Source organism: Nocardioides sp. Z35_8 (assembly GCF_059621125.1).
The window spans coordinates 795,464-821,864 of the sequence record NZ_JCAQIE010000001.1 but is presented as its reverse complement, the minus strand read 5'-3'; the positions used below and the strand labels follow the sequence as shown (position 1 = coordinate 821,864).

Sequence of the window (26,401 nt, the reverse complement as noted above, 5' to 3'; positions counted from 1 at the left end):
CGTCCACAGGCGCTGGTCGCCGCGGTTTGGCGCGCGGCGCGGCGGGGCATCCACTCTCCATGTCGACCTACCAGGTGGAGCCCGCCGAGCTCCGGAGCACCGCGAGCGACCTCCGCTCCGCGGCCAAGGACGCCCGGGCGGCGGACGCCTCGGACGCCGTCGCAACGCTCGGGGGTGCGCTCCCCGGCAGCAGCACCGCGAGCGTGATGCCGAAGTTCGCCACCGCGTGGGACGAGGGCATCGACGGATGGGCGTCGTCGGTCGACGACTTCGCCGACGGACTCGAGGCGGCAGCCACCGACGCGGAGGCCGCCGACGCGAAGGCCCAGGCGTTCCAGGAGTGGCTGCGCAGCTTCGTGGGAGGCAGGTGATGATCACCTTCGGCGACCTGAGGTCCTGGCGCGCCGCGGGCGTGAGGGCGGCGAGCGACGCGCTCCGCGTCGACATCCTGTCCCTGGAGAAGGCCCGCGACGCCGTGGAGTCCGACGCGGTCCCCGCCGGCTGGACGGGCCTCGCGCGGTTGTCCGCCCTGACCCGGCAGGTGGGGCTCGTGGCCCAGATGACGAGGCACATCGACGGCCTGGCCCGCTTCGAGCGCGAGGTCTACGCCCAGATCGGCCAGGTCACCCGGATCGAGCAGGCCGTGCAGGACATCCTCAGCGACGCGGCGGCGCAGGACCTGGCCGTCGACGCCGCCGGCACCGTCAGCGACGTCGGGCCGCGGCGCACCTTCGACAACCAGTTCGAGGCGCGCGAGCACCTTGCGATCCGCCAGAGCGCGGTGTCCGCCCTGGCGGCGCGGGTGGGCGACGCCCTCGACCAGGCCTACGCCGTCGACTCGGCGCTCGTGGCCGCCCGTCCGCAGGGGTCCTTCAGCGACGACGGCCCGGAGTACGTCGCCGACCCCGAGGTCGCGCGCGACTGGGCCTCGATGTCCGACGCCGAGCGCCGTCGGGTGCTGACGCACATCGCCGAGCAGCAGGCCCGCGACGCCGGCGTGGACGACTTCGAGGTGCGCATCGAGGACCTCGAGGACCGGAACGGCGACGGCAAGGACGACGACCCCTCCACCGACTCCCGCGGCAGCTGGAGCGAGAGCGACCGGGTGCTGCGCATCGACGAGGGCAACCTCGACGACCCCACCATCCTCGGCACGGTCGCCCACGAGGTCCGCCACGCCGAGCAGCACAAGGCGGTCGACGACCTGCCCTGGTGGTGGTGGGAGGACTACGACGGACCCCCCGGCGTCAGCCAGGAGGAGGTCGAGCAGTGGCGCGACAACTTCGACGACTACAAGACATCGAAGGTCGACGGCTTCGAGGCCTATCGTGACCAGCCCGTCGAGAGGGACGCCCGTGAGACCGGCGGCGACTACCTCGACGACCTCGACGAGGACGACCTCGACCGGATCAGGAAGGACGCACGATGAGCGCGCACACCGCGCACCCCCCGCCCGACGGGCCGGCACTGTCCGACCTCGCGCTGGTGTGGGCCCGCACCCGGTCGGCCGCCGACCTCGCGGCGCTGCGCGAGGCCGTACGCGGTTCGACCGGGTTCGATCCGGGCCTCGACGTGGTCGCCCTCGCGGGCCCGGCCCTCGCTCGCGGTGACCATGCCGAGGCGGCCTCGCTCGTGCACGCCGCGATGCCGGGCGCGTTCTTCTCGCCGTCGGCGCACGCGGCGCTCGCCGCCGCACACGCCGGACTCGGCGACGACGCCCGGGTGCGCGCCGAGCGCACCCTCCAGGCGCTGGCGCTCGAGTCGATCCGGAGCACCGGCGACGGCACCCGCGAGCGCCCGTGGAGCGTGCTGCGGGTCAGTGACGAGTACGACGTGCTGCGTGCCGACCGGCGGACCTCGCGGCAGCAGAGCCTCCTGACCGTCCACGGCCGCTCGCTCGACCGGCATGAGTGTGACGACGGCAGCGAGGCGTGGTTCGACGTCAGCGGCCTGGTGCGTGCATGAGGTCGGGCCTCCCCGTAGCGGCGGTGCTGACCGTGGCGGCCCTGGCGCTCGCCGGCTGCTCCTCCGGCGACGGGCCCGAGGCGGACCGCAGCGGGGGCGGTGACGGTGGCGACGCCGGGTCGGGTGACGTGGCGCAGGTGCCCGGCGTGGCGTTCACCGGCGACTCCGCGGCGCTGAGCCCCGACGGTGCGCGACTCGCGGTGCCGTGCGACGGCGAGCTGTGCGTGTGGTCCACCGGCGAGGGGACCCTCGACGGGCGGTGGGACGGGGGCGGCGTGGTCGCGTGGAGCACCGCCGGGCTCGTCGCGACCGACCGGATCGACGGCGGGACCGTGTCGGTGGTCCTCCTCGACGACACGACCGGCGAGGAGGTCGGCTCGGTCGAGGCCTACGACGCCGCCGTCGTCCAGGACGCCGCGGGCGGCGGTCTGCGCGACCTCGAGTTCTCACCGGACGGCGACACCCTCGCCGGGGCGGGAGCCGACGGCGTCGTACGCCTCTGGTCGGTCGCCGACCCGGCGGAGGTGGCCGCGGTCGAGCCCGGGATCGACGCCGGGGGCGACGCCGTGGCGGTCGCGTGGTCCCCGCGCTCGCCGACGCTGGCCGTGGCCGCGTCCGACGCTCCGGCGAGCCTCCACGACACCGTGACCGGCGAGCAGGTGGGCGAGCTGGACGCGCCGCCCCAGGGGCACGTGGCCTGGGCCCCGGACGGCACCACCCTCGCGACCTCGTCCTTCGCCCTCGACGACGGCGCCGCCGTCACCGTCTGGGACAGCGCCACGCGCCAGGAGGAGGCCGCGCTCCCCGCCGCCGGCGACCACCTGGCGTGGCTCGGCGCCGACACCGTCGTGGCGAGCGTCAAGGACGATCCGGAGGTGCAGCTCTGGGACTGGCGCGACGACGCCGTGCGGGCGCTCGTCGGCGCCGACGACACCCCGCGCGCGGTGCTGGTGTCGCCCGACGGCTCGCGCATCTACGCGATCAGCCCGCGCGACGGCATCCTCGCCTGGCGGGTGTCGGGCGACCCGGCGACCACGTTCGAGAAGCCGGGGGCCTGACTACTTGCTCGGCTCGGGGGTGTCGATGTCGACGTCGACGCAGTCGACCTTGGGGTTGAGGCCGGTGTAGTTGAGCGGCCCGGCGACGATGTTGAGCGCGATGTCGCTGGCCTCGGAGCAGTTGGTCTTCGTGTCGTCGAAGTAGCCGCGCTGGAACGCCGCGAACGCGCCGATCACCAGCCAGATCACCAGCAGAATGCCGATCAGTCGTCCCATGTGGTCCTCCTCGAGGATCGGGGGCGGGGTTGCCGGGAGGGAGTCTGGGCCGTCTCGGTGCCCGCGTGCCACCCACTCAGGGGTAGGCGAGCCCAGGGTGGGTCGATGACGGTCCTCGCCGCCGTGCTCGCCGCCGCCGCACTCCTGCACGTCTACATCTGGGTGCTGGAGTCGTTCCGGTGGACCGAGCCGGCGACGCGTCGCGCGTTCGGGGTGGCGGAGGCCGATGCGCCGCTGCTGGCGCCGATGGCGTACAACCAGGGCTTCTACAACCTCTTCCTGGCGATCACGACAGGCGTGGGTGTCGTCCTGCTCGGCAGCAACGAGGACGTCGCCGCGCCCTCGCGCTCGCCGGCACCGGCTCGATGCTGGCGGCGGCGCTCGTGCTGGTCACCCACGACCGCACCAAGGCCCGCGCCGCACTCATCCAGGGCACGCTTCCCGCGCTGGCGGTGGTCTTCCTGCTGCTGACGCTCTGAGCGGCTATCGGCCGAGCCAGGCATGGACCGAGGCCACCACCGAGGCCCCCTCGCCGGTCGCCGACGCCACCCGCTTCATCGAGCCCGCACGGATGTCACCGCCGGCGAAGACGCCCGGCAGCGTGGTGGCCAGCTCGGCGGGAGGAACGCCGTCGACCCAGTGCTCCGACCCGACGTCGCGACCGGTGAGGACGAACCCGCGGTCGTCGCGCAGCACGGTCGGGGGCAGCCAGCCGCACTCCGGTGACGCGCCCAGCAGGAGGAACAGCCCGCGCGCCTCGACCCGCTCCCGCGCGCCGCTGTCGACGTCCTCCACGTCGAGCCAGGCCAGCTGCCCGACGTCGTCGGGGCCTCCGTCGACGACGCGGGTGCACGTGCGCACGGTGACGCGGGGGTTCCACTCGATCTCGTCGATCAGGTAGGACGACATGGTCGCCCGGAGGTCGGGGCGCCGCACGACGAGCGTCACCGCGGAGGCGAACCGGGCGGCGTGAACCGCCGCCTGGCCGGCGGAGTTGCCGCCGCCCACGACCACCACGTGGTCGCCGGCCAGCTCGCGGGCCGCTGCCATCGCCGCGCCGTAGTAGACCCCACGCCCGACGAGGTCCTCCAGCGACTCCACGCCGAGGCGGCGGTAGTCGACGCCGGTCGAGACGAGCACCGTGCGGGCGTGCACGTCGCCGCCGTCGGTGTGGACGACGTGGTGGTCGCCGTCGGCGCACGGGGAGATGCCCGTCGCAGGCCAGCCGGTGAAGAACCGGGTGCCGAAGCGCAGCGCCTGGCCGCGGGCGCGCTGGGCCAGGCGCATGCCGGAGATGCCGCGCGGGAAGCCGAGGTAGTTGCGGATCATCGAGCTGGTGCCGGCCTGCCCGCCGATGGCCTCGGCCTCCAGGCAGACGGTGGACAGTCCCTCGCTGGAGGCGTAGACGCTCGCGGCGAGACCGGCCGGCCCGGCGCCGACGACCACGAGGTCGACCACCTGGTCGACGTCGATCTCGTCGGGGCGGCCGTAGAGCCGGATGGCGAGCGAGCGGACGTCGGGGCAGTGCCCCGACCAGCCGGCCAGCGAGGACACGACCGGCCAGTGGCCGACCTCGTCCGGGCAGGTCGCCATCACCCGGCGCCCGACCTCGCTGTCGGGGTGGTGCACCCCGGCCGGCATGCCGACCCGGGCGAGGTAGTCGAGGAGGTCGCGGGCGAGGGCGTCCTTCTCCGGGGTGATGATGCGCACGCTCTCGACGACCGGTGTCGCCACCGTCGCGTTCCACTCGTTGAGCAGCTCGCCGACGGCGAGGTGGAACTCCTCGTCGCGGGGGCCCTGCGGCATCAGCAGCAGCGCGTCGACCTTGCCGGCCGCGACGGCGTGGCGGAAGGTCTGGTTGTCCTCGCGGAAGCGGCTGACGTGGGTGACGATCAGCCGGCGCGAGGTGGGCACCGCCTGGCGGGTGCCGTTGATCAGTCCGACCAGCTTGTCGCGGTCGTGGTCGCTGTCGACGACGAAGAGGGCGACCTGGTGTCCGGAGTGGACCAGCTCCTTGGCTGTGGCCTTGGCCATCACCTCGTCGCTGACGTGGCGGACGTCGTACTCCCGCTCGTAGCGGGCGAACGCCTCACCCAGCTCGGCGGCGTGGTGGGTGGAGGCGATGACGATCGCGGGCGCTCCCATCCGCCGAGCGTAGTCGCGCCCGGACTGGGTAGTGAGGGACGGTTTGGTCGGTTTTCGGGCCCCGGAGCGACCAGTCCGTCCCTCACTACCCAGGACGAGGGGTCAGTCAGCCGGTGATGTCGTGCACGTAGCACCAGCGCCACGACTCGTCGGGCTCGGCCGACTGCACGACCGGGTGCAGGCTCTCGTGGAAGTGGCCCGTGGCGTGCCTGCCGACCGAGGAGTCGCAGCAGCCCACGTGCCCGCAGCTCAGGCACTGGCGCAGCGACACCCACCGGGTGCCCTCGACGAGGCACTCCGCGCAGGCCGGGTCGCTCGCGGTCCGCGTGACCGGGTGCTCCGCGAGATCGCGGCAGGAGCGGCCGCCGGTGGGGGCCAGGCTGCTGCGGCGTACGTCGGCGCGCGCCGAGGTGGCGGCGTCGAGCATCGACTCCTCGATGTCGAGCATGCCGAGCACCTGGCTCACGACCTCCGACGGCACGTGGCCCCTGCTCCGCACGCGCAGCACCTTGGCCCGCTCCGCCTCGATCATCTCGCCGCGGATGCGGGCGTAGAGCTCCGACGGCGTCTCCTCCCCGGACGCGGTGGCCAGTTGCTCCCACGCCGCGAAGGTCCGCTGGTCGACGCGCGCGCGGACCTGGGCGGCGACGCCGTGGTGGTCGTCGTACTCCAGCTCGTCGAGCCGGGCGAAGCCCGCGTCGGCGGCCTGCTGGAGCAGCGAGGCCCGGGCGAGGGCGTCCTCGGCGGGGTCGGGCGCGGGGACGTCGAGCAGCCGGGTCACCAGCGGCAGCGTGAGCCCCTGCACGAGCAGGGTGCCGGCCACGACGGTGAAGGCGATGAGGAGCAGCACCTCACGGTGGGGTGCGTCCTCGGGGATGACGAACGCGGCGGCGAGGGTGACCACGCCCCGCATGCCGGCCCAGCCGATGAGGAAGCTCCACGAGGCGGGGATGGGGTCGCGGCGCCGGAGGAAGCCGGTGGCCTGCATGTAGACGAGCCGGACGACCACGACGGTCAGGAGGGTCGCGCCGCACACGAGCGCGATGCGGGACCCGGGCAGGCTGGAGGCGCGGGCGCCCTCGAGGATCCAGTCGAGCTGGAGGCCGATGAGGAGGAAGACGGTGTTCTCCAGCACGAACGCGACGGTGCGCCAGGTGATCCGCTCGGTGATCCGGGACTGGGCGGTCTGGATGAGCGGCGCCTTGTGGCCCAGCAGCAGCCCGGCGACGACGACCGCGATGACGCCGGACGCGTGGATCTCCTCCGCAGCCACGAACGCCGCGAAGGGGGTCAGGAACGAGACGGCCGTGTCCATCAGCGGGTCGCGCAGGCGCGTGCGCAGGGGGGCGACGAGCAGGAAGGCCGCGGCCCCGATGAGCACGCCCCCGCCGGCCGCCAGCGCGAAGTCACCGGCCACCGCGGCGACCGTCACGCCGGCGGACAGCGCGGCGACGGCCGTGCGGAGGACCACGAGGGCGGTCGCGTCGTTGAAGAGGGACTCGCCCTCGAGGATCGTGACCACGCGGCGGGGGAGCCCGATGCGTCGGGCGACGGCGGTGGCCGCGACGGCGTCGGGCGGCGCGACGACGGCGCCGATCGCGATGGCAGCCGCCCAGCCCAGGCCGGGCACCAGTCGGTCCACGACGACGGCGACCGCCAGCGCCGTGACCACCACGAGCAGCACCGACAGCCGCAGGATGGCGCCTCTGTTGGCGTTGAAGTCGACCAGCGAGGTCTGGATCGCGGCGGCGTAGAGCAGCGGCGGCAGCAGTCCCAGCAGGACCACCTCGGACTCGAGGTGGATCGTGGGCACGCCCGGCACGTAGGCCGCGGCCGCGCCGACGACGACGAGCAGGAGCGGCGCCGGCACGTGCAGCCGCTCGCTGACGGCGGTCACCGCGAGGACGACGGCCGCCATCGAGACGAGCAGCAGGGCGAGCTCCACCGACACAGGGTCCGGCAGAACCGGATGTCGCGCCAGAGGATCAGTGCACGACGTCGTAGCGCTGCAGCAGGATGCCGTTGTCGTAGGCGGCGTGCTCGACGAGCTCGAGCCTGGTCTTGTCGCTCTCGCCGAAGAGCCGCTTGCCGCTGCCGAGCAGGAGCGGGTAGACGAGGAGGGTGTAGCGGTCGACCAGCCCGGCCTTCGCCAGGCCCTGGGCGAGCTGGGCGCTGCCGTGGACGTGGATCTCCCCGCCCTCGGTCTCCTTCAGCGCCGCGACGTCGTCGAGGGAGCGGAGCACGGAGACGGTGCCCTCGCCCCACGGGACCGTGTCGCCCTCGAGCGTGGTGGAGACGACGTACTTCGGCATCGCGTTGTAGGTGGTGAACTCCTTCATCGAGGGCCACACGGGAGCGAACTCGTCGTAGGAGCGCCGGCCCAGGAGCAGGGCGCTGGCCTCCTCGGTCTCGCGGCCCTTGATGTCGTAGGCGGCCATGTCGGGCTCGACGTCCTTGAAGGTCCAGCCGGCGTGGGGGTGGTCGCCGCCGCCGGGCGCCTCCATGACGCCGTCGAGGGAGAGGAACGTGGTGATGACGATCGTGCGCATGGGTGGAGCCTCCTGTGCTCTGGGGCCGGCTGGGCTGGCGGGGCTGGCGGGGCCGGCTGGGCGGAGCGGCGTCAGGGGGCGAGCAGGCCGTCGATCTGGTTGATCGCCTGCGTGGAGCCCTCGACGACGCCCATGGCGAGCACCTTCTGGAGGGAGGCGGCGTCGGCGTAGGTCGAGACGAACGTCGCCCGCGTGCCGTCCGCGGTCTCGCTGAAGTCGTAGACCTGCTGGGACTCGGGCAGGTCGGGGTTGGCGGCGAACGTCTCGTCGACGGCGAAGCCGTCGGTGAACGTGAACCGGTGGGGCCGCTCGACGGTCGCGACGTCCCAGTAGGCGTAGAACCGGTCGCCGCCGGGGCTGGTCATGTAGTAGGTCATCCGCCCGCCCGGGACCAGGTCGTGGTCGACGAACGTGGCGGGGTAGCCGGGAGGTCCCCACACGCGCTCGAGCTGGCGCGGGTCGGCGTAGACCTGCCACACGCGCTCGGGAGGGGCGGCGAAGTCGGCGGTGATGGTGAGCGTGAGGGCGTCGAGGTCATGGGTGACGTCGGTGACGGGCATGGTCTGGTCCGTTCTTCAGGTGGTCCCCGTGCTGGTGGTCCGGCTGGGACGGGTTGGTGGTGCGGGGGCGGGCTCGGCGAGGAGCTCGTCCATGCGGGCGATGCGGCCGCGCCAGAGGCCCTCGAGCTCGGTGAGCATCGCGCCCACCGACCGCACGGCCTCGACGTCGCCGCTGGCCAGGGCCTCGCGGCCCCGACGGCGCTTGGTCAGCAGTCCGGCACGCTCGAGGACGGCGACGTGCTTCTGCACGGCGGCGAAGCTCATGTCGTAGCTGCGGGCCAGGGCGGAGACGGAGTGCTCGCCGGCCAGCACGCGCCGCAGGATGTCGCGCCGGGTGCGGTCGGAGAGCGCGTGGAACCAGGCGTCCGCGCGGTCCTCGTCGCTGTCCATGCCCACAACATACAACCGGTCGGTTGTATGTTGTCAAGGCACCCGTGGGGGTGGGAGCGCGGTCGTCGGCGCGGGAACGGGGTACCCAGCGGAGTAGCATCTGAAGCCTGGGCGCCCTCACGCGCCTCCTCCGAGGGAAGTGGGACACGCCCGTGCACAGGCTCGTGGAAGGACTCCGCCTCGGTGACCGCTACGTCCTGCAGGAGCGCATCGCCTCCGGCGGGATGGCGGACGTCTGGCGCGGCCTCGACGACGTCCTGCAGCGTGAGGTCGCCGTCAAGGTGATGCGGGCCGATCCCGACAACGAGGAGATCTTCGCCGAGCGCTTCCGCGACGAGGCGCTCCACTCCGCGGCTCTCCTGCACCCCAACATCACCACCGTCTTCGACTACGGCCACGACGACCACCTGACCTACCTCGTGATGGAGCTCGTGCCGGGACTGCCGCTCTCGGCGGTCATCCGCGAGCACGGGGCGATGCAGCCCGAGGCGGTGCGCTCGATCCTCGGCCAGGCCGCCCTCGCGCTCGGCACCGCCCACGAGGCCGGCGTGGTCCACCGCGACGTCAAGCCGGCCAACATCCTGGTCCGCGAGGACGGCCTGGTGAAGCTGACCGACTTCGGCATCGCCCGCGCGATCGACGCCATCGGCCACACGCGGGTGGGCGAGATGCTCGGCACGCCCAACTACATCAGCCCCGAGCAGGCGGTCGGGGAGCAGGCCACGGGCGCCAGCGACCTCTACGCCCTCGGCGTGGTGGGCCACGAGATGCTCACCGGCAAGCGTCCCTTCGACCGCGGCACCCCGATCGCGACGGCGCTGTGCCACGTCAACGAGCCGCCCCCGCCGCTGGGCGAGGACGTGCCGGAGGACCTGCGCGCCGTCGTCGCGTCGCTGCTCCAGAAGGACCCGGCGGACCGACCCGACAGCGCGGTCGCGGTGGCGGTGGCGCTGGGGATGGCCCCGGCGGAGCTCGTCGAGGTCGGCGTCGACCTCGCCTCGGGCGTGCACAGCGGCTACGTCGTGCTGCCGGTCACGCCGCTCACCCCGGCGACCCCGCTCGAGGCGGTGCAGCCCGCCGGCCGGGCGCCCGCCGACGTCCCGACGGTGGCGGCCGGGCCCGAGGAGCTGCTGCGCTGAGTCCCGCCGGGCCGACCCCGCTCAGCCGATCCGTGAGCGGGTGGCCGCGGCGTCGAGCAGCGCCGCCAGGGCGGCCGGCCGGGTGAACATCGGCCAGTGGCCGGAGTCGAGGTCGACCAGCTCGAGGGCCGTCGCGGCGGCGAGCTCGGGGACGTCGCCGCCGTCGATCCACTCCTGCGCCTGGGCGGGGCTGAACTCCGGGCAGACGAGGGTCAGCGGCACGCCGTGACGCCGCTCGTCGGTCCAGCGCACCACGCCCTTGGTCACCCCGACGGGCACCGGGTGGGTGCCTGCGGCGACCTCGGCCTTGAGCTCGGGGGACATGTCGTCGGAGTCGGGTCCGGCGAACGGCTCCCAGCCCGGGAACGCGACGGCGTCGCCGTCGGTCTCGAAGAAGTCGGCATAGGTCTCGCCGTCGGTCGTCGGGAAGCCGCCGATCAGCACGACGCCCGTCACGGCGTCGGGGCGCCGGTCCGCGGCCACCCACGCCAGCGTGGACGCGGCGGAGTGCCCCACCACGACGGGTGCGCCCTCGGCGGCGTCGACGGCGGCGAGCACCGCGTCGGCCTGGTCGTCGTACGTCGCGGTGGGGGCGCCGTCGCCCTGCCCGGGCAGCGTCACCGGTACGCCTCGGTGGCCGAGCGCCTCGAGCTCGGGCAGCACGTCGTCCCAGGCCGAGCCGTCGAGCCAGAGTCCGGGGATGAGCACGATGTCCATGGGTCCTCCTTGGTGGTGGGTGTCGACCCTCGACGCCCACGCTAGGACCGGTTGCGGACGTTTTCCGTCCGGAACCGGTGCGAGGATGTCCGCGTGAGCGACATCAGCCCCACCGCCCGCGCGCTGCGGGCGCTCGACATCCTGCAGGCGCGGCCGGGCACGACCGCGGCCGACCTGGCGGCACGGCTCGGGGTCACCGAGCGGGCCGCGCGGCGCTACGTCGCGATCCTGCGCGAGGCCGACATCCCGGTCGAGTCCACCCGCGGTCCCTACGGCGGCTACACCCTCGGGCGCGGGCTGCGCCTGCCACCGCTGGTCTTCTCCGCCACCGAGGCGCTGGGTCTCGTGATGGCCGCCCTCGACTCCCACCACGCGGTGGCCGACTCAGGCGACCCGGTCGGCGCTGCGCTGGGCAAGATCCTGCGGGTGCTGCCCACCAACGTCGCCCGCCAGGCCGTCGCGGTACGGGAGACGGCGCGAGCCGTCCCCGAGCGCACCCCGGTGCGTCCCGACCCCGAGGTCACCACCGAGCTGGTCGCGGCGGTGGCGGCCCAGCGGCAGGTCGAGGTGGGCTACCGCACCGCGGTCGGCAGCGAGCGCACGTTCGTCGTCGACCCCTGGTCGGTCGTGGTCCGCCACGGCCGGTGGTACCTGCTGTGCCACTCCCACCACGCCGACGCGCTGCGCACCTTCCGCGTCGACCGGATCACCGCCGTGGAGCTGCTCGACGGCACGTTCGAGGTGCCGGCCGACCTCGACCCGGCCGCGGCGCTGGAGGCCAACCTCGCCAAGGGGTGGGAGCACGACACGCACGTCGTCTTCGACGCGCCTCTCGACGAGGTACGCCCGTGGATCCGGCCGACCATCGGCGAGCTGCGCGAGCTGCCGGGCGGGCGCTGCGAGCTGCTCGGCAGCACCAGCAACCCCGAGGCCTACGCCGGGGAGTGGCTGGCCGGCGTCCCGTTCCCGTTCACGGTGGCCGGTGGGGCGGAGCTCCGGGCGGCGGTGGCGGTGGTGGCCGAGCGGCTCGGGCGCGCGGTCAGCGACTGACCGCGACCTCCGTGCCGAGCGTCCAGCCGGGCGCGACGGGCAGGTGGTCGCCGCTCCAGAACGTGCCCGGGTCGTACCAGGTGGCCCGCCGGTCGTCGCGCAGGATGCCCATCTCCATGTAGCAGGTCGCCACGACCTCGGCGCAGAACGCCGCCTCCGGGGTGACCCGCCGACCCCGCTCGCGGTGGGGGACGTAGGCGTCGCGGCCGCGCAGCCAGCGCGCTCCGAGCCGCGCCATGCTCGGGAAGGAGACCCCGTCGAGCCGGGCGACGGCGCGCAGCATGCCGTCCTCCTCCTCGGCACCGATCTCGGGCGCGAGCTGGCGCACCCAGGCGTCCTGGTCGTAGTCGGTGTGCCACCGCCCGACCGCCTCGCGCAGGTCGTGCAGCTGCACGCCGCGGTGGTGGGCGCCGGTCCACACGTCGAGCTGCGACCGGCCGAGCTCGGCGTGGAAGATCAGGGGCGGCAGGTCGTCGACGACGACCGCCATCCCGACGTGGTTGACCGGGGCGTTGGTGACGGCGCGGATGGCGCGGTCGGGCGCCCGCCGGCCGCGGAACAGCCAGATGTCGCCGCTGCGCGTCAGGTCGACCGCCTGGTCGAGGGTCAGGGCCGATGCCATGCGCGCAGTCTGCCGCAGGAACGGCGCTAGGCTCGCCGCATGCGCGTGTGGAAGTGGCTCGGCCTGGCGGGGATCCTCGCGGGCGTCGCCACGGGCGCGGCCGTCGCGCGTGACGAGCGGGCGCGCCGCCACTACGAGCCCGACGAGATCCGCGAGCGGCTGCGCGCGCGCCACGACGAGGCGCTCGCCCGGCAGGGCGGCGGGTCGGGCGACGGGTCGGGCACGACCGAGGCCTGAGGCGGCGCGGCCGCGCGGCTCAGGCCCCGAGGGCGAGGCGGACGGCGATCGCCAGCATGACCAGCCCGACGAGCACGTCGAGCACCTGCCACGCCCGCGGGCTCGCCAGGCGCGGCGCGAGCAGCCGGGCGCCGTACCCGAGCCCGGCGAACCATGCGAGGCTCGCCGCGCACGCCCCGAGCGCGAACCACCAGCGACCGGACGCACCGTGGGTGCCCGCGATCGAGCCGAGCAGGAGCACGGTGTCGAGGTAGACGTGGGGGTTGAGCCAGGTCAGCGCCACCGCCCGGACCACCACGCCCCGCCGGGCCTCGACCTCCCCGCCCGCCGCGTCGAGCGCCTGCGGCCGCCGAGCACGCAGCAGCGACGCCGCGCCGTAGCCGGTGAGGAACGCGACGCCGAGCCAGCGCACCACCTCGACGGCCCACGGCGCACGGTCGACGACGACCCCGATCCCGGCGACCCCGGCGACGATGAGCACGACGTCGGACAGCGCGCACACGCCCACCACCAGCCCGACGTGGCTGCGGCGCAGCCCCTGGCGCAGGACGAACGCGTTCTGCGCGCCGATCGCCACGATCAGCGCCAGACCGGTCAGCAGCCCTGCGACGACGTCTCCCACGCGTGCCAACCTAGGGCGCCGGACCCTCGCCGGCCCTCACCGGCCCTCACCGGACCCTTGCCCCGGCCCTGACACATGTCAGGGTCCGCTGCGGGTGTTATCCATGGCCCTGCTGCGTGGCCCCCTGTCAGACTTCCTCACATGAGTGAGCAGCCCACGGGAGAGGCGCCGCAGGGCGTGGCGGCACGTGCACGTGACCTGGTGAAGGTCTACGGCTCGGCGGAGGCGCAGGTGCGGGCCCTCGACGGCGTGACCGTCGACCTGATGAAGGGGGAGTTCACCGCCATCATGGGTCCCTCGGGGTCCGGCAAGTCCACGTTGATGCACTGCCTGGCGGCACTCGACGCCCCGACGTCCGGCGAGGCGGTCGTCGACGGCACGTCGCTGGGAGCCCTCAAGGACAAGGCGCTCACCACGCTCCGCCGCGACCGGATCGGCTTCGTCTTCCAGGCGTTCAACCTCGTGCCGACCCTGACCGCGCGCGAGAACATCGTCCTCCCGCTCGACCTGGCCGGCAAGAAGGCCGACAAGGAGTGGTTCGACGCAGTCATCGACGCCGTCGGCCTGCGCCCGCGGCTGGGCCACCGGCCCAGCGAGATGTCGGGCGGGCAGCAGCAGCGCGTCGCCTGCGCACGCGCGCTGGTGAGCCGCCCGTCGATCGTCTTCGCCGACGAGCCCACCGGCAACCTCGACTCCACCAGCTCGGCCGAGGTGCTCGGCTTCCTGCGTCGCAGCGTCGACGAGTTCGCCCAGACGGTGGTCATGGTGACCCACGACCCGGTCGCGGCGGCCTACGCCGACCGGGTCCTGTTCCTCGCCGACGGCAAGCTCGTCGACGAGCTGCGCGACCCCGACCGCGACGCGATCCTCGAGCGCATGGGCCGCCTCGGCGACGCCGCGGCCCGCAAGGCGGGCTGAGCATGCTCCGCCTCACCTGGCGCAACCTGGTGGCCCGCAAGGTCCGCCTGGTGATGAGCACGCTGGCGATCGTGCTGGGCATCGGCTTCCTCGCCGGCGTCCTCACCTTCAGCCACGGCCTCGGCGCGACCTTCGACAACATCATCGAGGGCTCCACCTCCGACGCCGTCGTGCGCACCGAGGGCGAGGTGTCGTTCCAGGCCTCCGGCGCCGGCACCACCAGCCTGATCAAGCCGAAGGCCGTCGACCGGTTGGCCGCGCTGCCCGAGGTCGCCGCGGCCGACGGCTCGGTCGACGGGGTCGGCGCCTACCTGCTCGGGGAGGACGGCAAGCTCGTCGGCGGCACCGGCGCGCCCACCCTGGTCTTCAACCACAACGACGGCGTCAACATCGCGGGCGAGCCGATCCTGGTCCTCGAGTCGGGCGAGTGGCCGGACGCGCCCGGCCAGATCAACCTCGACGCGTCCTCGGCCGAGCGCGGCGGCTACGAGCTGGGCGACGAGGTCACCCTCCTGCTGCCCACCGGCCAGCTGCGCAAGGAGTTCGAGCTCGTCGGCACGTCCAACTTCAACGGCGGCGGCACGGCCGGCGCCACGCTCGCGCTGCTCGAGACGAGCGAGGCCCAGGACGTCTTCCTCGACGGCGAGGACGCCTACACCACGGTGGCCCTCACCGCCGCCGACGGGGCCAGCCAGACCGAGCTCGCCGACGCCGCGAAGACCGTCCTGCCCGACGGCTTCACCGCCGTCACCGGGCAGGAGGTGATCGACGAGTCCGACGAGCAGATCGGGCAGTTCCTCGACGTCATCGGCTACTTCCTGGTGGCCTTCGCGGTGATCGCGATCGTCGTGGGCGCGTTCATCATCTTCAACACCTTCTCGATCCTGGTCTCCCAGCGGGTGCGCGAGTCGGCGCTGCTGCGCGCGCTCGGGGCCAGCCGTCGGCAGGTGACGCGCTCGGTGCTCGTCGAGGCGTTCCTGATGGGGGTCCTGGGCTCCACCCTGGGCCTCCTGATCGGGCTCGGGCTCTCGCGCGGGCTCGCCGCGATCTTCCGCTCGCAGGGCCTCGACATCGCGTCCGAGGTGCTGGTGCTGACCCCGTCCACGGTGATCGCCGCCTACGTCGTCGGCATCGTGGTGACGATGGTCGCGGCGTTCGTGCCCGCCCGCCGCGCCGCGAAGGTGCCGCCGGTGGCGGCCCTCCGCGACGACCTCACCGTCCAGGAGAAGGCACTCGGTCGCCGGCGCCTCGTGCTGGGCACCCTCGCCCTCGTCGTCGGCGGCGCGCTCATGGTCGCGGGCCTGGTCGGCGCACCGGGCGCCGACCCGGGGTGGATCGGCGCGGGCGCGGTGATCTGGGTGATCACCGTCGCGGTGATGGCGCCGGTCCTCGGGCACCCGGTGCTCCTGGCCTGCCGCACCCTGTTCGACAAGCTCTTCGGCACCACCGGCAAGCTCGCCGGCGAGAACGCGCTGCGCAACCCACGGCGCACCGGGGCGACCGCCTCGGCGCTGATGATCGGCCTCGCCGTGGTCTCGGCCGTGGGCGTGCTGGCGTCGTCGTTGAGCGCGACCAACGACGAGCTGGTCGACCGCGAGTTCCGCAGCGACTTCCTCGTGCAGTCGCCGAGCTTCCAGGGCTTCCCCACCCAGGTGGGCGACGAGATGGCCGAGGTCGACGGCGTCGGCACGGTCTCCCGGATGCAGGGGTCGGTGGCCCTCGTCGACCAGGACCAGAGCTTCGTGGCGGGCGTCGACGACGCGTTCGGCGACATCTACGACCTCGACATGCGCGCCGGCACCCAGGACATGAGCGGCGACCAGACGATCCTCAGCGCGTCGACCGCGAGCGACCTCGGCGCCGACGTGGGCAGCACGATCCCGGCGTCCTTCCCCGGAGGTCGGACCGTCGCCCTCGAGGTCGTCGGGATCTTCGAGGACACGCCGATCACCAACGGCGTGACGATGCCCATCGGCGTCCTCGAGGACGCCGGGCTGCGGCGCAACGACAGCACGCTCAGCATCAACGTCACCGACGGCGCCGACGTCGACGCGGTGCACGACGCCCTCGACGAGGTGGTCGCGGACCTGCCGATCGTCACGGTGCAGGACAAGGAGGGCTTCTCCGAGCTGATCAAGCAGCAGGTCAACCAGCTGCTGTTCATGATCTACGGCCTGCTCGCGCTCGCGGTCGTCATCGCCGTCATCGGCATCGTCAACACCCTCGGCCTCAGCGTCATCGAGCGCACCCGCGAGGTGGGCCTGCTGCGCGCCGTGGGGCTCTCGAGGCGGCGCCTGCGGCTGATGATCACGCTCGAGTCGATCACCATCGCGGTGCTCGGGGCGGTCCTCGGGCTCGTGGTCGGACTCCTCATCGGGGTGGCGCTGCGCCAGTCGCTCTCCGAGGACCTGACCGTGCTGGCCCTGCCGCTCGGCTCGCTCGCGGTCTTCCTGGTGATCGCGGTGGTGTTCGGGGTGCTGGCCGCGATCGTGCCCGCCGTACGGGCGTCGCGGATGAAGGTGCTCGACGCGATCGCCACGGAGTAGCACGACGGAGTAGCACCTGGTCGTCCGCCGCTCCCACCGGCCCCGGGTGCTGACGCATCCGGGCGTCGGTGGCACCGTGGACAGGTGAGCGACTCACGCGACGCGCAGGGAACCCGTCTCGAGGACCGGTCCGACACCCGCTTCTTCGGCCAGCCGGGAGTGCTGGCCAACCTCTTCGGGGTCGAGCTGTGGGAGCGGTTCAGCTTCTACGGCATGCAGGGCATCCTGCTGATCTACCTCTACTACTCCGCGTCCCGGGGCGGGCTGGGCATCGACGAGGGCGTCGCGACCGGCATCGTGGGCGCCTACGGCGGCGGGGTCTACCTCTCGACCATCCTCGGCGCGTGGCTCGCCGACCGGGTGATCGGACCCGAGCGGACGCTCTTCTCCTCCGCGGTCTGCGTGATGGCCGGCCACCTCGCCCTCGCCCTGCTTCCCGGCCTGCTCGGCGTCGGCGTGGGCCTGGTGCTCATCGCCCTCGGCTCGGGCGGGGTGAAGGCGACGGCGACCTCCCTGGTCGGCTCGCTCTACGACGAGCACGACACCCGCCGTGACGCCGGCTTCTCGCTGTTCTACATGGGCATCAACATCGGTGCGCTGCTCGGGCCGTTGCTGACCGGCCTGCTGCAGAAGGAGGCCGGCTTCCACTGGGGCTTCGGGGCGGCGGCGGTCGGGATGGCGCTCGGCCTGGCGCAGTACGCCGCCACCCGCAGCAAGCTGCCCGAGAAGACGCACCGCGTCGCCAACCCACTGCCCCCGGGTCGGTGGCCGCGCTACGTCGCCGTCGCGGTGCTCGCCCTCGCCCTGGTCGCCGTCCTGGTGTGGGTCGACGTGATCACCGCCGCCCGCCTCTCCACCATCGTCATCGGCATCAGCCTGGTGGCCGCGATCGCCTACTTCGCGGTGATCCTCGCCGACCGGGAGGTGCAGGGTGCGGAGCGAAGCCGGATCTTCGCCTTCATGCCGCTGTTCGTGTGCAACGTGGTGTTCTGGTCGCTCTACCAGCAGCAGTTCACCGTGGTGACGATCTACGCCGACAAGCGCCTCGACCGCGACATCCTCGGGTGGGAGATGCCGGTCTCGTGGGTCACCAGCATCAACCCGGTCTTCATCATCGTGCTGGCCGGGGTGTTCGCGGCGCTGTGGACCCGGTTGGGCACGCGGCAGCCGTCGACACCGGTCAAGTTCGGCGCGGGTACCGCGCTGATGGGCGTGGCGTTCTTCGGCTTCCTGCTGATGCCGAGCGGCCAGAACACCGCGCCGCTGCTCGGCCTCGCGGGCATCCTGCTCGTCTTCACCCTGGCCGAGCTGCTGATCTCGCCGGTGGGGCTCAGCGCCACGACCAAGCTCGCGCCTCGCAAGTTCGCGACGCAGATGATCGCGCTCTACTTCCTGTCCATCGCCCTCGGCACGGCTCTCGCCGGCACGCTCGCCGGCTTCTACGACGAGACCGACGAGGCGCCGTTCTTCCTCTGGGTGGGCCTCGCCTCAGTGGTCACCGGCGTCGTGGTGATGCTCGCGTCGAAGCCGATCCACCGGCTGATGGCCGGCGTCGACTGACCTGCTCGAGGCGCTCGGCCGGGGGGGCGACTCAGTAGCCGCCCTCGGGGGCGACCATCTCCCCGCGCACCCCCAGCAGCCGCACCGGGCGCGCGTCGTCCAGGGCGAGGTAGAGCTCGTGGGCCGTCCGGGCGACCACCTCGACGTCGTACGTCGGCTCGGCGAGCTTGCGGATCCGGGTGACGGTGAAGAACGGGGCGAAGCGCACCTTCAGGTGCACCCGCATGACCGCCCGGCCCTCCTTGCGGACGTCCTCCACGACCCGCCCGGCGAGCTCGAGGAGGGCGGTGCGCACCTCCTCGGGCGTCGCGAGGTCGGACTGGAACGTCGTCTCGCGGCCGTGGGCGCGGGCCACCCACGGGGTGTCGTCGGGTCGCGAGCGGCCGCCGCCGCGCCCGAGCCGGCCGAGGTGGGGGCCGTTGGTCGGGCCGAACGCCGCGACCAGGGCCTCGTCGTCGGCACCGGCGAGGTCGGCGACGGTGCGGATCCCGATCGCCTCGAGCCGCGCGCCGATCCTGTTCCCGACGCCCCACAGCGCGGTGGTCGGGCGGTCGCCCATGACCTCCATCCAGTTGTCGCGGGTCAGCACGAACGTGCCCTGCGGCTTGCCGAAGTCGGTCGCGATCTTGGCCCGGACCAGCGTGTCGCCGATGCCGACCGAGCAGTGCAGCCCGGTCGCTGCGAGCACCGCGGCCTGCACGGTTCGCGCCGTCGCGACCGGGTCGTCGGTCTCGACCCCGACGAACGCCTCGTCCCAGCCGAGCACCTCCACGACCGCGCCGGGCGTCGCGCGCAGCGTCTCCATCACCCGCGCCGACGCCTCCTCGTAGACGGGGAAGTCGACCGGCAGGAAGACCGCGTCTGGCGAGCGCCGCTTGGCCAGCTTGAGCGCCAGCCCGCTGCGCACGCCGTGGGCGCGGGCCTCGTAGGACGCGGTGGAGACGACGGCCCGCTCGGTCGGGTCGCCCCGTCCGCCGACCACCACGGGCAGCCCGACCAGCTCGGGGCGCCTGAGCAGCTCGACGGCGACGAGGAACTGGTCCATGTCGACGTGGAGGACCCAGTGCTGTGGCACCTCGCCATTGTGGCCGCAAGCCCTTCGTCCGCGCGTCTGCGACCACCCGTCGGCGTACGGTGGAGACATGACGAGCGACGAGCAGACCGGGCGCGATCCCTACGCCGAGCACCCGGAGGAGTCGGTCTTCCCCGGAGCGGGCGAGCGGGTCAGCGACGCCGACCGCCAGCGCGCGCTCGACGCCCAGCCGCGCGGCAACGCGACCGTCGGCGACACGGTCGACACCGACGACGTCGACTCCGAGGCCCATGAGCACGGTCCCGGCGCCGCGGACGTCGCCGACCAGGCCGACGGCGGCCACATCAGCGACTGAGTCGGCCCTCAGCCGAGGGCGTCGGCCAGCCCGTCGAGGAGCCGGTCGACGTCGCGGTCGTCGTTGTAGGCGGCGAGGCCGATCCGCAGCCCCGAGTCGACCGGGAGCCCGAGGGCGCGGAAGGTCTCGTGGGCGTAGAACGTCCCGGCCGGCACCAGCACGTCGCGGCGGGCGAGCCGCTCGAAGACCTCCCCGGGCGCGTGGTCGCGCAGGGTGAGGAACAGCGTCGAGGTGCGCGAGGCCGCCCGCGAGTGCAGGGTGAGCCGGTCGCCGAGGCCGACGAGCCCGTCCTCGATCCGCTCGCGCAGGCGCAGCTCGTGGGCGGCGATGCGGCCGGCCGCGTCGACCAGCCGCTCGCGACGCGTGTCGCCCGAGCCCAGCGAGGCGATCAGGTCGACGGCGGCGGTGACGCCGGCGAGCAGCTCGTAGGGCAGCGTGCCGAGCTCGAAGCGCTCGGGGACCACGTCGGTGGAGGGGAGCAGCTTGTCCGGCCGCAGCGTCTCCAGCAGCGCCGGGTCGGCGACCAGGGCGCCGCAGTGGGGACCGAAGAACTTGTAGGGCGAGCACACCAGGAGGTCAGCGCCCATCGCGGTGATGTCGGGGGCGGCGTGGGCCGTGTGGTGCACCGCGTCGACGTGGACGAGCGCCCCGACCTCGTGGGCGCGGGCGGCGACGGTGGCGACCGGCGGCCGGGTGCCGAGCAGGTTGGAGGCCGCGGTCAGCGCGACGAGGCGGGTCCGCTCGGTGATCTCCTCGAGCGAGGTGAGGTCGAGCTCGCCGGTCGCGGGATCGAGGCGCAGCCAGCGCACGGTGACGCCGGCCCGCTCGGCGGCCTGGAGCCACGGGCGCACGTTGGAGTCGTGGTCGAGCTCGCTGACCACGATCTCGTCGCCGGGCGACCAGGTGCGAGACAGGGTGCGCGAGACGTCGTAGGTCAGCGCGGTGGCGCTGCGCCCGTGGACCACGCCACCCGGTCGGCCCGCGACGAGGTCGGCGACGGCGGCGCGGAAGCCGACCACGGCGTCCTCGGCGTTGCGCTGGCTGACCAGCGCGGAGCCGCGCTGCGACAGCGGGCCGGTGAGGGTGCGCGCGATGGCGTCGCCGACGACGCGGGGCGTCTGCGTGCCGCCCGGGTTGTCGAAGTGGGCGATGCCCGACTCGAGCGAGGGGAACTCGGCACGGAAGGCGGCGACGTCGAGGACGGGCAGGTCGGCAGGCATGCTGCGCACTCAACCAGACGCCCCGACCGGGCGCTCACCCGGCGATGTGCACCACCGCGTCCCCGGAGTTGACCAGGGGGGCCTCGGTGCGGCCGATCACGACGCCGTCACGGTTGGCGTAGACCGCGCGGAGCGTCTTGCCGAAGGAGTCGAAGAGGGTGCCGAGCCGCTCGCCGTCGCTCACCTTCTGGCCGAGGTGGGCGTCGAGGTGCAGGATGCCCGAGCGCCGCGCACGCACCCAGCCGCTGGAGCGGCACTCCAGGCTCGGCTCGACCGGCGGCTCCTCCACCGGCTCGGTCATCCCCAGCGCGGCGAGCACCCGGCGTACGCCGACCACGCCGGCCTCGACGGCGTAGTCGTCGAAGCGGAGGTTCTCCCCGGCCTCGTAGAGCAGCACCCGCGCGCCGTGCTCGCCCGCCGCGTGGCGCAGCGAGCCGTCACGGATCCGGGCGTGGAGCATGACCGGCGCACCGAAGGCGGCCGCCAGCTCGCGGGTGCGGGGGTCGTCGAGGTCGGCCCGCACCTGGGGCAGGTTGCTGCGCTGATCGGAGCCGGTGTGCAGGTCGATGCCGACCTCGCAGCCGGCGACGATCTCGCGCATGAACAGGTGGGCGATGCGGCTGGCCAGCGAGCCGCGGGGCGAGCCGGGGAACGACCGGTTGAGGTCGCGGCGGTCGGGCAGGTAGCGGTCGCCCGTCATGAAGCCGAGCACGTTGACGATCGGCACCGCGACGAGCGTGCCGCGGAACGTCTTGGGGTCGAGTCCGGCCATCACCTGGCGCACCACCTCCACGCCCGCCACCTCGTCGCCGTGGATGGCGGCGTCGATCCAGATCCGCGGACCGTCCTCGCGCCCGTGCACCACGCGCACCGGCAGCGTGACCTCGGCGCCGGTGACGAGCCGGGTGATCGGCAGCTCGAGAGCACGCGCCGACCCGGCGCGGATCCGGACCCCGCCGATGGCGAAGGACTCGCGCGCCACCTACCTGCCCCAGTTCTTGCGGCGCACGGCGCGGCGCGGCCGCCCACCGGCGTACGACACCGACGCGTCGACGAGGAAGCCGCGCGCCAGCGCCTCGCGGCCGATCAGCATCCGGAAGCCCATCTCGTCGCGGTTGCTGAGCGTCATCTCGGTCGTGATGGTGCGTCCGGCGAGCGTGACGTCGAGCGCGACCGCGTAGCGCTGCTCGGCCTGACCGTTGCTGGAGCGCACCTCACGGCGGTCGAGGACGGGCAGGTCGAGCTCGACGAGGTCGTCGTCGGAGCGCTGCCAGGGGTGGATCGAGAAGCGCACCCGCTGCTGCCCGTCACGCTCGTGGGCCTCGAGGTCGAAGGCGTGCATCGACGACGATCGGGCGCCCGTGTCGATCTTGGCCTTGACCCACGGCACCCCGGCCTGGGGCAGCGCCACCCACTCGCGCCAGCCCAGCACGACCTTGTCGAGCGCGGGTGGCTGGGGGGCTGTGGACACCGGGCCATCTTGGCAGGTGGGCGCCGCGGAGGGGGTGGTTGGATGCTGCCCATGAAGCTCGCCATCCTCTCCCGGGCCCCGCGGTCCTACAGCACGCAGCGGCTGCGCACGGCCGCCGTGGACCGCGGTCACGACGTGAAGGTGCTCAACACCCTGCGCTTCGGCATCGACCTCTCCGGCGAGGAGCCCGACCTGCTGTTCCGCGGCAAGCAGCTCTCGACGTACGACGCCGTGCTGCCGCGCATCGGCAACTCGATCACCTACTTCGGCACCGCCGTCGTGCGCCAGTTCGAGCAGATGGACGTCTACACCCCCAACACGAGCTACGGCATCGCCAACAGCCGCGACAAGCTGCGCGCGACGCAGATCCTCTCGCGCCACAAGATCCCGATGCCGGCGACGACCTTCGTGCGCGACCGCGCCGACGTGATTCCGGCGATCGAGCGGGTCGGCGGCGCGCCGGTCGTGATCAAGCTCCTCGAGGGCACCCAGGGCATCGGCGTGATCCTGGCCCCGACCATCAAGGTGGCCGAGGCGATCATCGAGACCCTGCAGAGCACCCGGCAGAACGTCCTCATCCAGCGCTTCGTCAAGGAGAGCAAGGGCCGTGACATCCGCGCCCTCGTCGTCGGCGACCGGGTGGTCGCGGCGATGCGCCGGGTCGCGCAGGGCGACGAGTTCCGCTCCAACGTCCACCGTGGTGGCACCGTGGAGGCGGTCGACCTCGACGAGGAGTTCGAGCGCGTGGCGGTGCGGTCCGCGCAGATCATGGGCCTGCGGGTGGCGGGCGTCGACATGCTCGAGGGACGCAAGGGACCGCAGGTGATGGAGGTCAACTCCTCACCCGGCCTGGAGGGCATCGAGTCCGCGACCAAGCTCGACGTGGCGGGCGCGATCGTCGACTACATGGCCAACCAGGTCGCCTTCCCCGACATCGACGTGCGCCAGCGGCTGACCGTCTCGACCGGCTACGGGGTCGCCGAGATCGTCGTCCACCACGGCTCCGACATGGTCGGCAAGAAGCTCGGCGACTCCGGCCTCGACGACCGCGACATCACGGTCCTGACCCTGCACCGCGGCCCCCATGTCATCCCCAACCCGCGCAACAAGACGGTGCTGGAGGGCGAGGACCGGCTGCTGTGCTTCGGCAAGCTCGAGGAGATGCGCTCGATGATCCCCGACCGCAAGCAGAAGCGCGTGCGGCGGCTGATGAAGAAGCACCTGCCGCCGGAGAGCCTCTGACCTCCACCCGCGTCCCTGGCCGGCATCCGCGCTGCACGGTGCCCTGGTGCGGTGTCGGTGGCCGGGCCTAGCGTGCCGGGCATGAAGCGGTTCGTGGACGAGGACCTGACGGGCGCGGAGCTCCGCGAGTGCGACCTGAGCGGGGCGCGCCTGGTCGGCGTGGTCATGCAGGGCGCCGTGATCGACGGGCTGGTGACCGACCTCGTCGTCAACGGCGTCGAGGTCATGGCCTACGTCGAGGCCGAGCTCGACCGTCGTCATCCGGTCCGACGGCTCATCCGCTCCGACGACGTGGCCGACCTCCGCCGGGCCAGCCGCGAGCTGCGCACCGACTGGGCGGCGACCGTGGCACGCATGCGCGAGTCGCCCGGCATCGAGCACGAGAGCGTCGACGACGAGTGGTCGGCCGTGCAGACGCTGCGTCACCTGGTCTTCGTCCACGACTCGTGGTTCCGGCGCTGCTGCCTCGGGTCGACCGACCTGTTCACCCCGATGGGCCTCGGCATCGAGTCCGTGCCCCACCGCGAGGAGCAGGGGCTCGACCCGTCGGCGGACCCGACGCTCGACGAGGTGCTGGCTGTCCGTGCAGCACAGGCCGCCGAGCTCGAGCGTTGGCTCGACGCGGTCACGTCCCGAGAGCTCCAGGAGCCGGCACCGGTCCCCGCCGACGACAGGTGGCCGACCTATGCCCGCGGACGGTCGCTGCGGCAGTGTCTGGGCACGGTGCTCCGCGAGGAGTTCGAGCACCGTCGGTTCTGCGTGCGCGACCTCGACCTCCTCGCGGGGCCGGACCGGCGCCTGTCGTCCTAGTCCCGCGCCCGCGTGTGCCAGAGCCACGCGATCCCCACGAACGGCAGCACCAGCGGCAACCAGCCATACCCCGCGCCGTAGTCCGACCACACGGTCGCGTCGGGGAACAGCTCGGGGTCGAGCACGGTGAGCGTGCCGACGGTGAGCACGCCGACCAGCTCGAACCCGACCGCGGCCCAGGCCAGCCGGCGGGCGGTCGCGGCGCGGAGTCGCTCAGGAGAAGCGCACGGCGATGCCGGGATAGTCGAGCACGAGCAGGTGGTCGTCGACGTGCAGCTCGGCCTCGAAGCCGCCCTCGGACGTGTAGTGAAACCGCTTGGCGTCGATGCGCCGGTAGGTCTGGTCGAGCCGCCTGACCTTCAGGTCGAGCGCCTGGACGTAGACCGCCGAGGCCGTCACGGTCTCGCCGACAGGCAGGTCCAGGCGGTGCACGGGGAAGGTGTTGGTGCAGGCAGACGCCTCGAGGTCCACGTCCACGAGCCCGTCGAGGTCCGGTCGAGGCACGTCGTCGACCGTCCAACGACCGTCGCCGTTCACAGACAGGATGACGGTACGTCGGCCGTCGAGGGTGTCACTGCTGACGACGGCCGACGTGGTGCGCCACCCGCGAGAGAACGCGATGCGGTAGTCCACGGCATAGGGCATGCCACCCTCTACGGCGCTGGTGTGACCACGAAGCTCGCCGTCACTGGCGTAGACGACCTCGAACCCGGCGACGGCGTCGGCGAACCGCCAGGCGGCGAATCTGGGTAGCTGCGGCATGCGTCCAGTCGTTCCGTGCGAGATCGCGAAGGGCCGGAGAGTCGAGAATGACACGCCGCAGGCGCGGGTGTCACCAGTCGAGCCCGCTCTGCGAGCGGGATCGTCAGTGGCTGCGCGGGGGTGGCTCGCGTCCCTCGCCCGAGCCGCCGCGACGCTCACCCGAGGCGCAGCCGCGCGAGCGCCTCGCCGTCGTCGTGCTCGCCGGTGGGCACGAACCCCGACGCGAGGTAGAACGCCTCCGGTCCGCCCGGCGCCTGCACCCAGCTCGTCTCCGCCTCGGCGTGCCCCCGCTCCCGCATCGCCCGCACCCACAGGTCGAGCGCGCGGCGGCCGATGCCGCGGCCCTGGTGGCGCCGGTCGACGAGGAAGCGCCAGAGGTAGGGCCGTGGCGGCGACTCGGACCACATGAGGAAGCCGGCGGGATCGCCGTCGGCCTCGATGCCGCGACAGTCCGCGACGAGCGGCACGCCGTCGCGGGTGCCGGGGAAGAGCGCGTCGACGAACGACTGCTGCACCGTCGCGACGAAGCGCTGCTGCGTGTGGTGGACACCGACCCGCGTCCACCTCCGGAACGTGTCGTCGGTGATCTCCACGAGCCGCACGTCGGTCGGCGGCGTACGCGGCCGGTCCCGCCAGGCGCGCCACTGCGCCGCGCTCATCGCGTAGACGAGGTTGTCGTCCCACCCGCCGCGCCACCAGAACGAGCGGTGGGTCTCCACCTCAAACGTCATCCCCAGCCGCTCGAGCAGCCGCGCCGACGCGAGATTGCGCGGCGACAGCTCGGCGACGACCCGGTGCACGCCGAGGCGTTCGACGAGGTCGGCGACGACGGCGCTCGCCGCCTCGGTGGCGATCCCCTGCCCCTGGGCCGCCCGCGCCAGGGTGAACCCGAGGTGGGCCACCCCGCCGTGCTCGTGCAGGCCGACGAAGAGGTCGCCGACGACCCGGCCGTCCTGCTCGATCAGGACCTGGTGGCGGCCGCCGTCGGCGAGGTCGGTGAGGCCGGCGTGCCGGGCGACGAGCTCGAGCGCCCGCTCCTCGCTCCACGGCAGCTCCCAGACCTGCAGCGCGGCCACCTCGGGGTCGTTGCGGTAGGCCGTCAGCGCCGGCACGTCCTCGGCGCGGGGCAAGCGCAGCGTCAGCCGCTCGGTGCGCATCGGGTAGGGCGACGGGATCACCCGTACAGGCTCTCGGCCGCCACCGCGACCGGGCAA

General features: G+C 73.2%; 30 protein-coding genes. 14 read left to right on the top strand and 16 right to left on the bottom strand.

Going from position 1 to position 26,401, the window contains the following annotated elements; all coding sequences use genetic code 11:
* Window positions 1-59: 59 nt before the first annotated feature.
* From AC54T2_RS03980 to AC54T2_RS03965, 4 genes are read left to right on the top strand one after another with little or no spacing between them, the layout of a single operon-like run.
* On the top strand, window positions 60-371 hold the full coding sequence (locus AC54T2_RS03980; RefSeq protein WP_186339620.1) for a hypothetical protein: 312 nt from the start codon (window positions 60-62) through the stop codon (window positions 369-371).
* Window positions 371-1,429, top strand: coding sequence for a hypothetical protein (locus tag AC54T2_RS03975; protein ID WP_489976370.1), 1,059 nt, complete (start codon window positions 371-373; stop codon window positions 1,427-1,429). The genes AC54T2_RS03980 and AC54T2_RS03975 overlap by 1 nt, the downstream gene beginning before the upstream one ends.
* Entirely contained in the window at window positions 1,426-1,965 is a 540-nt protein-coding gene (locus AC54T2_RS03970) for a DUF4919 domain-containing protein (RefSeq protein WP_496665576.1), read from the top strand. The genes AC54T2_RS03975 and AC54T2_RS03970 overlap by 4 nt, the downstream gene beginning before the upstream one ends.
* Complete coding sequence (locus AC54T2_RS03965; protein WP_489976369.1) at window positions 1,962-3,023, top strand: WD40 repeat domain-containing protein; 1,062 nt, start codon at window positions 1,962-1,964, stop codon at window positions 3,021-3,023. The genes AC54T2_RS03970 and AC54T2_RS03965 overlap by 4 nt, the downstream gene beginning before the upstream one ends.
* Here AC54T2_RS03965 and AC54T2_RS03960 read toward each other — a convergent pair whose 3' ends face one another.
* Complete coding sequence (locus AC54T2_RS03960) at window positions 3,024-3,239, bottom strand: hypothetical protein (RefSeq protein ID WP_186339616.1); 216 nt, start codon at window positions 3,237-3,239, stop codon at window positions 3,024-3,026.
* Between the two features lie 105 nt (window positions 3,240-3,344).
* On the opposite strand from AC54T2_RS03960, the gene AC54T2_RS03955 reads away from it, so the two are divergent.
* Window positions 3,345-3,710 carry a DUF1304 domain-containing protein gene (locus tag AC54T2_RS03955; protein ID WP_496665575.1) on the top strand — a complete coding sequence of 122 codons (366 nt, stop codon included), beginning with the start codon at window positions 3,345-3,347 and terminating at the stop codon, window positions 3,708-3,710.
* Between the two features lie 12 nt (window positions 3,711-3,722).
* Here the strand turns inward: AC54T2_RS03955 and AC54T2_RS03950 are convergent, their stop codons facing one another.
* The 5 genes from AC54T2_RS03950 to AC54T2_RS03930 form a co-directional block, all read right to left on the bottom strand.
* Window positions 3,723-5,384 (bottom strand): NAD(P)/FAD-dependent oxidoreductase, encoded by a 1,662-nt coding sequence (locus AC54T2_RS03950; RefSeq protein ID WP_496665574.1) that lies wholly within the window; start codon window positions 5,382-5,384, stop codon window positions 3,723-3,725.
* A 106-nt stretch (window positions 5,385-5,490) separates the two neighbouring features.
* Complete coding sequence (locus AC54T2_RS03945) at window positions 5,491-7,329, bottom strand: Na+/H+ antiporter (protein WP_186339613.1); 1,839 nt, start codon at window positions 7,327-7,329, stop codon at window positions 5,491-5,493.
* A gap of 40 nt (window positions 7,330-7,369) precedes the next feature.
* Complete coding sequence (locus tag AC54T2_RS03940; RefSeq protein ID WP_186339612.1) at window positions 7,370-7,933, bottom strand: dihydrofolate reductase family protein; 564 nt, start codon at window positions 7,931-7,933, stop codon at window positions 7,370-7,372.
* Between the two features lie 71 nt (window positions 7,934-8,004).
* Window positions 8,005-8,493, bottom strand: a complete 489-nt coding sequence (locus AC54T2_RS03935) for an SRPBCC family protein (RefSeq protein ID WP_186339611.1) — start codon at window positions 8,491-8,493, stop codon at window positions 8,005-8,007.
* Window positions 8,494-8,508: 15 nt separating this feature from the next.
* The gene (locus tag AC54T2_RS03930; protein ID WP_489976366.1) at window positions 8,509-8,883 is read right to left on the bottom strand and encodes a metalloregulator ArsR/SmtB family transcription factor; all 375 of its coding nucleotides are present in this window, start codon (window positions 8,881-8,883) and stop codon (window positions 8,509-8,511) included.
* A gap of 152 nt (window positions 8,884-9,035) precedes the next feature.
* On the opposite strand from AC54T2_RS03930, the gene AC54T2_RS03925 reads away from it, so the two are divergent.
* A complete protein-coding gene (locus AC54T2_RS03925; protein WP_206054458.1) occupies window positions 9,036-10,022 on the top strand; it encodes a protein kinase domain-containing protein in 987 nt (328 codons plus the stop codon).
* A 21-nt stretch (window positions 10,023-10,043) separates the two neighbouring features.
* Here AC54T2_RS03925 and AC54T2_RS03920 read toward each other — a convergent pair whose 3' ends face one another.
* Window positions 10,044-10,739, bottom strand: a complete 696-nt coding sequence (locus tag AC54T2_RS03920; RefSeq protein ID WP_186339609.1) for an alpha/beta fold hydrolase — start codon at window positions 10,737-10,739, stop codon at window positions 10,044-10,046.
* Between the two features lie 93 nt (window positions 10,740-10,832).
* Here AC54T2_RS03920 and AC54T2_RS03915 point away from each other — a divergent pair, with 93 nt between their 5' ends.
* Complete coding sequence (locus AC54T2_RS03915) at window positions 10,833-11,789, top strand: helix-turn-helix transcriptional regulator (protein ID WP_496665573.1); 957 nt, start codon at window positions 10,833-10,835, stop codon at window positions 11,787-11,789.
* Here AC54T2_RS03915 and AC54T2_RS03910 read toward each other — a convergent pair.
* A complete protein-coding gene (locus AC54T2_RS03910; protein ID WP_186339607.1) occupies window positions 11,779-12,411 on the bottom strand; it encodes a hypothetical protein in 633 nt (210 codons plus the stop codon). The genes AC54T2_RS03915 and AC54T2_RS03910 overlap by 11 nt on opposite strands.
* A 39-nt stretch (window positions 12,412-12,450) precedes the next feature.
* Here AC54T2_RS03910 and AC54T2_RS03905 point away from each other — a divergent pair, with 39 nt between their 5' ends.
* Window positions 12,451-12,648 (top strand): hypothetical protein, encoded by a 198-nt coding sequence (locus tag AC54T2_RS03905; RefSeq protein ID WP_489976364.1) that lies wholly within the window; start codon window positions 12,451-12,453, stop codon window positions 12,646-12,648.
* A 19-nt stretch (window positions 12,649-12,667) separates the two neighbouring features.
* On the opposite strand, the gene AC54T2_RS03900 is transcribed toward AC54T2_RS03905, so the two are convergent.
* Window positions 12,668-13,270 carry a LysE/ArgO family amino acid transporter gene (locus tag AC54T2_RS03900; protein ID WP_241005261.1) on the bottom strand — a complete coding sequence of 201 codons (603 nt, stop codon included), beginning with the start codon at window positions 13,268-13,270 and terminating at the stop codon, window positions 12,668-12,670.
* 141 nt (window positions 13,271-13,411) lie between these two features.
* Here AC54T2_RS03900 and AC54T2_RS03895 point away from each other — a divergent pair, with 141 nt between their 5' ends.
* The 3 genes from AC54T2_RS03895 (at window position 13,412) to AC54T2_RS03885 (ending at window position 18,294) form a co-directional block, all read left to right on the top strand.
* Window positions 13,412-14,188 carry an ABC transporter ATP-binding protein gene (locus AC54T2_RS03895; protein ID WP_186339604.1) on the top strand — a complete coding sequence of 259 codons (777 nt, stop codon included), beginning with the start codon at window positions 13,412-13,414 and terminating at the stop codon, window positions 14,186-14,188.
* A gap of 2 nt (window positions 14,189-14,190) precedes the next feature.
* Complete coding sequence (locus AC54T2_RS03890; protein WP_496665572.1) at window positions 14,191-16,734, top strand: ABC transporter permease; 2,544 nt, start codon at window positions 14,191-14,193, stop codon at window positions 16,732-16,734.
* Between the two features lie 84 nt (window positions 16,735-16,818).
* The gene (locus AC54T2_RS03885; RefSeq protein WP_496665571.1) at window positions 16,819-18,294 is read left to right on the top strand and encodes a peptide MFS transporter; all 1,476 of its coding nucleotides are present in this window, start codon (window positions 16,819-16,821) and stop codon (window positions 18,292-18,294) included.
* 31 nt (window positions 18,295-18,325) lie between these two features.
* On the opposite strand, the gene AC54T2_RS03880 is transcribed toward AC54T2_RS03885, so the two are convergent.
* Window positions 18,326-19,369 (bottom strand): DNA polymerase IV, encoded by a 1,044-nt coding sequence (locus tag AC54T2_RS03880; RefSeq protein ID WP_496665570.1) that lies wholly within the window; start codon window positions 19,367-19,369, stop codon window positions 18,326-18,328.
* A 67-nt stretch (window positions 19,370-19,436) separates the two neighbouring features.
* Between AC54T2_RS03880 and AC54T2_RS03875 the strand changes: the two genes are divergently transcribed.
* Window positions 19,437-19,682 carry a hypothetical protein gene (locus tag AC54T2_RS03875; RefSeq protein ID WP_186339600.1) on the top strand — a complete coding sequence of 82 codons (246 nt, stop codon included), beginning with the start codon at window positions 19,437-19,439 and terminating at the stop codon, window positions 19,680-19,682.
* Window positions 19,683-19,690: 8 nt separating this feature from the next.
* Here the strand turns inward: AC54T2_RS03875 and AC54T2_RS03870 are convergent, their stop codons facing one another.
* Genes AC54T2_RS03870 through AC54T2_RS03860 form a run of 3 tightly spaced genes read right to left on the bottom strand, consistent with a single transcriptional unit; the run spans window position 19,691 to window position 22,373 of the window.
* The gene (locus AC54T2_RS03870) at window positions 19,691-20,902 is read right to left on the bottom strand and encodes a cysteine desulfurase-like protein (RefSeq protein ID WP_496665569.1); all 1,212 of its coding nucleotides are present in this window, start codon (window positions 20,900-20,902) and stop codon (window positions 19,691-19,693) included.
* Between the two features lie 34 nt (window positions 20,903-20,936).
* Entirely contained in the window at window positions 20,937-21,884 is a 948-nt protein-coding gene (locus tag AC54T2_RS03865) for a succinylglutamate desuccinylase/aspartoacylase family protein (RefSeq protein ID WP_186339598.1), read from the bottom strand.
* The gene (locus AC54T2_RS03860) at window positions 21,885-22,373 is read right to left on the bottom strand and encodes a putative ATP-dependent zinc protease (protein WP_489976359.1); all 489 of its coding nucleotides are present in this window, start codon (window positions 22,371-22,373) and stop codon (window positions 21,885-21,887) included. It lies immediately after the preceding gene.
* 51 nt (window positions 22,374-22,424) lie between these two features.
* Here AC54T2_RS03860 and AC54T2_RS03855 point away from each other — a divergent pair, with 51 nt between their 5' ends.
* Window positions 22,425-23,615 carry a RimK family alpha-L-glutamate ligase gene (locus tag AC54T2_RS03855; protein ID WP_186339596.1) on the top strand — a complete coding sequence of 397 codons (1,191 nt, stop codon included), beginning with the start codon at window positions 22,425-22,427 and terminating at the stop codon, window positions 23,613-23,615.
* A gap of 81 nt (window positions 23,616-23,696) precedes the next feature.
* Window positions 23,697-24,425, top strand: coding sequence for a DinB family protein (locus AC54T2_RS03850; RefSeq protein WP_489976358.1), 729 nt, complete (start codon window positions 23,697-23,699; stop codon window positions 24,423-24,425).
* Here the strand turns inward: AC54T2_RS03850 and AC54T2_RS03845 are convergent.
* The 3 genes from AC54T2_RS03845 to AC54T2_RS03835 form a co-directional block, all read right to left on the bottom strand.
* Window positions 24,422-24,574 (bottom strand): hypothetical protein, encoded by a 153-nt coding sequence (locus tag AC54T2_RS03845; protein ID WP_206054456.1) that lies wholly within the window; start codon window positions 24,572-24,574, stop codon window positions 24,422-24,424. The two genes, AC54T2_RS03850 and AC54T2_RS03845, sit on opposite strands and share 4 nt — an antisense overlap.
* A gap of 64 nt (window positions 24,575-24,638) precedes the next feature.
* Window positions 24,639-25,187, bottom strand: coding sequence for a putative glycolipid-binding domain-containing protein (locus AC54T2_RS03840; protein WP_496665568.1), 549 nt, complete (start codon window positions 25,185-25,187; stop codon window positions 24,639-24,641).
* A gap of 155 nt (window positions 25,188-25,342) precedes the next feature.
* On the bottom strand, window positions 25,343-26,365 hold the full coding sequence (locus AC54T2_RS03835; protein WP_186339593.1) for a GNAT family N-acetyltransferase: 1,023 nt from the start codon (window positions 26,363-26,365) through the stop codon (window positions 25,343-25,345).
* Between the last annotated feature and the right edge of the window lie 36 nt (window positions 26,366-26,401).